Below are 6,902 nucleotides of genomic sequence, written 5' to 3'. Positions count from 1 at the left end.
GCCGGGCCAGCCGCGCGTCGTCGACTCGCACCACCGTCCGCCCGTTGGCGCGCGCTGCGTCAGCGATCGACGCCGCAATCGTCGCCGCCCCGGGGGCCGGCGCGTCGATGAGCACCCTGTCCGCGGGCATGCCCGCGAGGACGGCCACCACCTCGTCGGCGACCGGATGCGGTGGTCGTCGACGCGGTATGGCAACGCCGCGGGTGCCGCCGACCACCACCATCCCGTCCGTGATCTCCACCACGACCGTCGCGTCCGTCTCCGCATCGGCATCCCGTGTCAGCAGCCACGACCGGGTCCGCACCAGCACGTCACCCGAAACGGTGGCCGCGGCCGAGCTCACCACCGTCACGCGCGGCGGGGACCACCAGGACGGGTGCACCACCACCATGCCCCTGCCCAGCGCACAGGCCGCCGACCGCAGCGCGTCGCTCCAGAGTGAAGCGACGGCGACCGGCCGCTCGCCCACCAAGGCGACCCGGTCGTCGATCGCGTCCAGCGCCGCGCCGACGACCTCGGCTGTCTCGTCATCGGCGACCACGCCTGTCCCGCAACACAATCGGCGGATGGTGGCGGGGCCGGCCTCGATGACGGCGCGATGCGGGTTCACGGCGCGCTCCAGGCGACCTGGACAAGCTCTTCGTCACCCGCGCGGGTGAGCAGGAAGCCGCGGCCGGGCGGCAACCGCGCGGGACGCCGCGCGCCGAACGGCGCGTCCTCAACGGGGCATCCGCTCATCATCAACGTCAGACAGCCGAGGTCTCGCAAGCTCGCCAGCAGCGGCTCGAACAGCGCGCGCTCGGCTCCGGCGGCGCGCCGGGTGATGAGTAGGTGCAGGCCGAGATCCGTTGCGTACGGTATGTATTCGGTGATGGGCCCCAGCGGGTTGCCGGCCTGGCCGGCGACCAGGTCGTAGTCGTCGACGACGAGATAGATCTCGGGGCCTTCCGGCGGGTGCGCGGTGCTCGCGTCGTCTCGGGGCATGCGCCGCCGCAACAACTCGACCAACTCCGGCAGCATCCCGGCCAGCGCCCCCGGGGACGTGGCGTAGCCGTCGAGGTACTCGGGCCCGACGACGCCGAGCAGGCCGCGCCGGAAGTCGACGATCACGAGCCGGGCTTGCGCGGGGGTCTTGGTCCGGACGATCTCGCGGCACAGCGTCCGCAGCGTCGCCGTCTTCCCGCACTCCGTGTCGCCCATGACCAGAAGGTGGGCCTGCCGGTCGAACTCGCAGGTCAACGGACTCAGTCGGCGCTCATCGATGCCCAGGAGGATGCGGTCGGCGGCCTCGCCCACGATCGCGTCGCGTTCTACCAGCCTGGGCAGCAACGGTATTGGCGGCGCAACCGATGCGGTGGGACCGACGTCGGCCACGGGCAGGGCGATCATCATGTGCGACCCGTCGCCGGCAAGCCCGCGGCCCGGTTTGCCCCGGGGCACGTGTTGCGCGGCCTTGCGATCCAGCTCGGAATCTGCCGGATCGCCCAACCGCAGCTCGATGCGCGTGCCGATCTGGTCGCGCAGCGCCGGCCTGATCTCGGCCCACCGCGACGCCGACAGTACCAGGTGCACCCCGAACGAGAGGCCCTGTCCCGCAACGGCGGTGACGGCGGCCTCCAGCGCTCCGAAATCCTCGCGCAACCTGGCCCAGCCGTCGACGACGAGGAAGACGTCACCGAACCGATCGCTGACCGGTGCCGCTCCTTCGGCCCGCAGCCGGCGGTACTCCGCGATCGACCCGACCCCGTTTTCACTGAAAATCGCTTCCCGCGAATGGATCACCGACTCGCATTCGGCAACGATCCGCGCGACGAGCCGGGGTTCCGTCCTGCCGGCGACGGCGCCGACGTGCGGCAGCGCCCGCGCCGACGTCAGGGCCCCACCGCCGAAATCCAGGCAGTAGAACTGCACTTGGCCCGGCTCGTGCGTGGCCGCCACCGCCGTGATCAGGGTGCGCATCGCCGTGGACTTGCCCGATTGGGGCGCCCCGACCACCGCCACATTGCCCGCGGCCCCGCGTAAATCGACCATCAGCGGCGTTCGGCGCTGCTCGAACGGTCGGTCGACGATGCCGATGGGCACCGTCAGCGTGCCCGGCGGGGCCACCGCCCGGCGAAGCAGGGCGCTCAGCTCGGGCGCGGCACCCAGCGGGGGCAGCCAGACCGGGTGGGCGGGCGGCCCCTGCCCGCGCAGCCGGTCCAGGACGGCCTGCAGCACCGTCGGCCGCGACGGCCCGCCGGTCTCGGCGGCTCGGGTGACCGCGCCGACCCGGTCGATCCCGAACTCGCGCACCCGGGCGGCGGCCGGCACCGGACCCGACACGTATCCCGCCTGGAAACGGGTGAGTCCGCCGTCGCTGGTGCGCAGGTAGCCGGCTCCGGGGACGTTCGGCAGTTCGTGGGCGTCCAGCGTTCCCAGCGCCGCGCGCGATTCGGCGGCCGACAGGGTTTTCAGACAGATGCGGTAGGAGAGGTGGGCGTCGAGTCCGCGCAGCCGGCCCTCGTCGAGCCGTTGGCTGGCCAGCAGCAGGTGCATGCCCAGGGATCGGCCCAGCCGCCCGATCGCCACGAACATCTCGGCGAAATCCGGATGCTGGCTGAGCAACTCGGAAAACTCGTCCACGATGATGAACAGGGTGGGCAGTGCCGTCGTCGCGGCACCGGCTCGTCGCGCACATTCGTACGCGGCGGCGCTGACGCAGCCCGCCGCGCGCAGCAGCTCCTGGCGCCGGTTCATTTCGCCGGCCAGGGCGTCGCGCATCCGGGCGACCAGCGGCGCCTCGTCGGCGAGATTGGTGATGACCGCTGCCACGTGCGGGGCCCGGGCGTAGTCGAGAAAGGTTGCGCCGCCTTTGAAGTCGATGAGCAGGAGATTGAGCACCGCGGGGGAGTTGCGCGCGATCATGCCCAGCGCGATCGTGCGCAGCAGCTCGGACTTGCCGGACCCGGTGGCGCCGACGCAGAGCCCGTGCGGCCCCATGCCCCCCTCCGCGGCCTCCTTGATGTCCAATTCCAGGACCGCGCCGGCGGCACTCGTCCCGAGCGGCACGCGCAGCCGGCCGCGGTGGTCTTGGCCGTGCCACCACGCGACCGGGTCGAAGCGGTCCGGGGCGCCGATTTCCATCGGGCCGGCATCGGCCGCGCCCACCCGGTACATCGCCAACCGGCGGGCGCATATCGACGCGTCCAGGACGTCCATCCGGTCGGGCCGCGACAGCTGCTGAGTGCCGCAGAGCCCGCCGATCGTCACCGGTGCGCCCTCGCGCCCCCCGCCGACTTCGAGAACGGTCGCGCCGGCGAACCCGTCGACATCGCCGTCCAGGTCGGCGACCACCACCGTGTGCGCCGTCCGCACGCCGGCGAGCGCCGCCCGCGCCTGCCGCATGCCGCGGTACACCATCCGGACCGGGCCCAGCTCGTCGGCGGCGGCCGGGTGTTGGTTGTGCGGCAACCACTTCAGCCACTCCCACTCGGGCCGGGCCCGGTCGCCGATCGCGGCGACGATCAGCAGTTGGTCCGGGGGATGTGAGACGGCGAGCTGGCAGATCACCGCGCGCACCATCGCGCGCGCCGCGGACGCGTCGCCGTCGATCGTCACCCGCGGGCTCCCGCGCAACCCGATGGCGATCGGCGCGACGACCGTCGAATGCGCGCACAGGAAGCGGCGCAAGGCGGTGGCGGTCACCGGGTCGGCGGGCTCGCTGACCTGTGGGGCCACCACACGGGAAGCGAGCGGCTGGGCCCCGGTGCCGACCCGGACGAGGCCGAAGTCCGGGTCGGCGGCCCGCCGCTCCCACATGCGCGGGCCGCCGACCAATGTCCACAGCGTGTCGGGGTCGGGGTGGTCCTGCATCAGCGAGAAGCATTGCGCGGCGGCGGTTTCGGCGACCGTTTCGCGCAGCCGGCTGAGGTATCCGAGATAGCGCAGCCGGTCGGCGTCGATGCCGCCGCCGCGGCGGCGCGCGCGCCCGGACAGGGACGTCGCCATCGACGAGGCCAGCAGCATGATCGGGAAGGCCAGGAACATCGGGGTGCGGGGGCCGCCCAGCCCCGATCGGAACGCGACCGCCAGCACGCCCATCCCGGCGACGGCAGCGACGGCCGGCAACAGGCGGGGCAGCAGTCCCGGCGCCGCGGGCGGGGCGGGCGGCGCATCGACGACCAGATCCGCGGTCGGCGCTGCCGACGGCGGCCGCCGCACCACGGGCACGAACCCCTGGGTCATCTCGCCCCCTCCCGTTCGACGAACGCTAGGCAGCACCGAAATCGGCGACAAGTCACCTGTGGACAGGCGCATACCGGGAGGCCGGATCGTGGCTATGTTCGCGGCATTCCGACCGAAGGGGCCACCCTTGCCTGCAACCGATCCGACGCTGCGGCGTGTGTCGATCCATTCCGGGTCCACCGCCGTCGACCTGTCCCTACCGGCCGAGATTCCCATCGCCGTGCTGACCCCGTCGATCGTGGACGTCCTGCATGTCCGCGACGCCGGCAACGCTTCGACCGCCAGGCGCTACCACCTGTCACTGCCCGGCTCCGCCGCCCTGGACCCGTCGAAGACGTTGGCGCAGAGCGGCATCGCCGACGGTGCCGTCCTGCTGTTGGGCGGGTCGTCGGCGCCGCCGCCCGCCGTCCGGCACCACGACACCGCGGAGGCGGTCTGCGAGGCGCTGGCGGCGGCTCCCGAACCGTGGGCGGCCGCCCGGCGCCGGCGCGCCACCCGGGTCGGCGGTGTGGTGACGGCGGCCTGCGTGACCGGCATCGGTGCGCTGGCGCTGGTCCGAAACGCGTTGCACGGCAACGGCGGCCGAGAGCTGCACACCACCGTGGCCGTGGCGGCAGCCGCGAGCGTGCTCGCCCTGCTGTCCGCCGTGGTCGCGCACCGCGCTTACCGGGACCCGGCGGCGGGGCTCGCGCTGAACGCGATGGCCGCTGCCTTCGCCGCGGTCGCCGGCGTTCTGGCGGTGCCCGGCGGCCCGGGCGCCTGCAAGGTGTTGCTGGGTGCGACCGCGGCGGCCGTCACCGCCGTGTTGGCGATCCGGGCTTCGGGCTGCGGCCTGGCCACATTGACCGCCGTGTCGTGCGCCGCGACGGTCGTCGCGGCGGCCGCACTGGTGGGTGTGATCACAACCGCGCCGCTTCGCGCGATCGGCGCGGCATCGGCCCTGGTCTCGGTTGGCCTGTTAGGCGCCGCGGCTCGGGTGTCGGTCGTGGTGGCGGGGCTGTTCCCACGGCTGGCGGCCACACCGGACACCGACCCGGCCGAAACCACCGGGACGTGCGTCGCGGCGCGGGCCCACCGCGCCGACGCCTGGTTGTCGAGCCTGCTCGCGGGGTTCTCGTCGGCGGCGGCCGTCGGCGCCGTCATCGGCGTCCTCGCCGGCGCGCCCCGCCTGTCCTGCGTGGCGTTCGGCTGCATCACCGGCGCGCTGCTCCTGCTGCGCGCGCGCACCAGTGACGGCGCCAAGATGCTGACGTTCGCCGGCGGCGGAATCCTGGTGCTGACAACCACGTTCGGCGCCGCCGCCATGAGCACCCCCGGTCACGGAGCCTGGGTCGCCGCGGCGACGGGGACGCTGGCCGCCGCGGCGATATACCTGGGGTTCTTCGCTCCGGACGTATCGCTGCCGCCCCTGGTGCACCGAAGCGTCGACGCGCTGGAGTGGCTGGCGCTGATCGCGATGGCTCCGCTGGCGTGCTGGATCTGTGGGCTCTATGGCGCCGTGCGGGGAATGAATCTGCCGTGATCACCTCGCGCGTCACGCGCCTGCTCTCGGTGTCGGCGCTGGCATGCGCATCGCTGCTCGGAACGCCTTCGGCGCAGGCGATTTCGCCGCCGCCGGTCGACGACACCTGGTTGCCGAAGCCGGCCCGTCCGGTGCCGCCGTGGCCGACGGTCCAGCGCGAGGCGTGCGCCGCGATAACGACGGGTTCGGCCCCCGGCCCGCTGATGGCGCGGCTCGACCTGCCGCGCGTCTGGCGGCTCACCCGCGGCGCCGGGCAGCGGGTCGCGGTCATCGACACCGGCGTTTCGCGCCACCGCCTGCTGCCCGATGTGGTGGCGGGCGGAGACTATGTGTCCACCGGGGACGGCACCCAGGATTGCGACGCGCACGGCACCCTGGTCGCCGGAATCATCGCCGCGACAGCGGATTCGCCGGCCGGCGATTTCGGCGGGGTAGCGCCCGAAGCCACCGTGATCAGCGTTCGCCAGTCCAGCGCGAAGTTCTCGCCCGCGAGCGACCGGTCCCGCGCCGGCGTCGGCGACGTCGACACCATGGCCAAGGCGGTCCGCACCGCCGCCGATCTCGGCGCGTCGGTGATCAACATCTCCTCGGTGGCCTGCGTAGCGGCCGCGTCGGCGCTCGATGACCGCGCCCTGGGCGCCGCGCTGGCCTACGCCGTGGACGTGAAGAACGCCGTCGTTGTGGCGGCGGCGGGCAATACCGGCGGATCGGCGCCATGCCCCCCGCAGCGCTCGGATGCCACCTGGGACACCGTCACGGTCGCGGTCAGCCCGGCCTGGTACGACGACTACGTGCTGACGGTGGGTTCGGTGAACCCGGGGGGCGGGCCGTCGACGTTCACCCTCGCCGGTCCGTGGGTGGACGTCGCCGCGCCGGGCGAAGGGGTGACGCCGCTCGGGTCCGAACCGGTGTCCGGCACGAGCTTTGCCGCCCCGGTGGTCAGTGGGCTGGCCGCGCTGATCCGGGCCCGGTTCCCGGCGCTGACCGCGCGGCAGGTGATGCAGCGCATCGAGTCGACGGCGCACCACCCAGCCGCCGGCTGGGATCCGCTCGTCGGCCACGGCACGATCGACGCCCTGGCGGCGGTCAGCACCGATGCCGGCGCGCCCGGGACGACGCCGGCGCCACCGCCCGCGCCGATCGCCGCACCGCCACC

General features: G+C 73.6%; 3 protein-coding genes and 1 pseudogene. 2 read left to right on the top strand and 2 right to left on the bottom strand.

Features of this window, described 5'->3' with window-relative positions; translation table 11 throughout:
- Nucleotides 1-610: pseudogene (locus HMPREF0591_RS33010) on the bottom strand (type VII secretion-associated protein); the annotation flags it as partial.
- Nucleotides 607-4,224 carry a type VII secretion protein EccC gene (locus HMPREF0591_RS07730; RefSeq protein WP_007167911.1) on the bottom strand — a complete coding sequence of 1,206 codons (3,618 nt, stop codon included), beginning with the start codon at nt 4,222-4,224 and terminating at the stop codon, nt 607-609. The pseudogene HMPREF0591_RS33010 and the gene HMPREF0591_RS07730, both read right to left, overlap by 4 nt.
- A gap of 127 nt (nt 4,225-4,351) precedes the next feature.
- On the opposite strand from HMPREF0591_RS07730, the gene eccD reads away from it, so the two are divergent.
- Nucleotides 4,352-5,746, top strand: coding sequence for a type VII secretion integral membrane protein EccD (gene eccD, locus HMPREF0591_RS07725; RefSeq protein WP_244268794.1), 1,395 nt, complete (start codon nt 4,352-4,354; stop codon nt 5,744-5,746).
- The coding region (gene mycP, locus HMPREF0591_RS07720) for a type VII secretion-associated serine protease mycosin (protein ID WP_007167909.1) at nt 5,743-6,902 on the top strand (1,160 nt) is incomplete at its 3' end. The genes eccD and mycP, both read left to right, overlap by 4 nt.

The sequence above is a fragment of the Mycobacterium parascrofulaceum ATCC BAA-614 genome, from assembly GCF_000164135.1.
GTDB classification, from domain to species: Bacteria; Actinomycetota; Actinomycetes; order Mycobacteriales; family Mycobacteriaceae; genus Mycobacterium; species Mycobacterium parascrofulaceum.
Note: the sequence above shows the minus strand (reverse complement) of the source record. Positions and strands in the feature narration are given on the sequence as shown.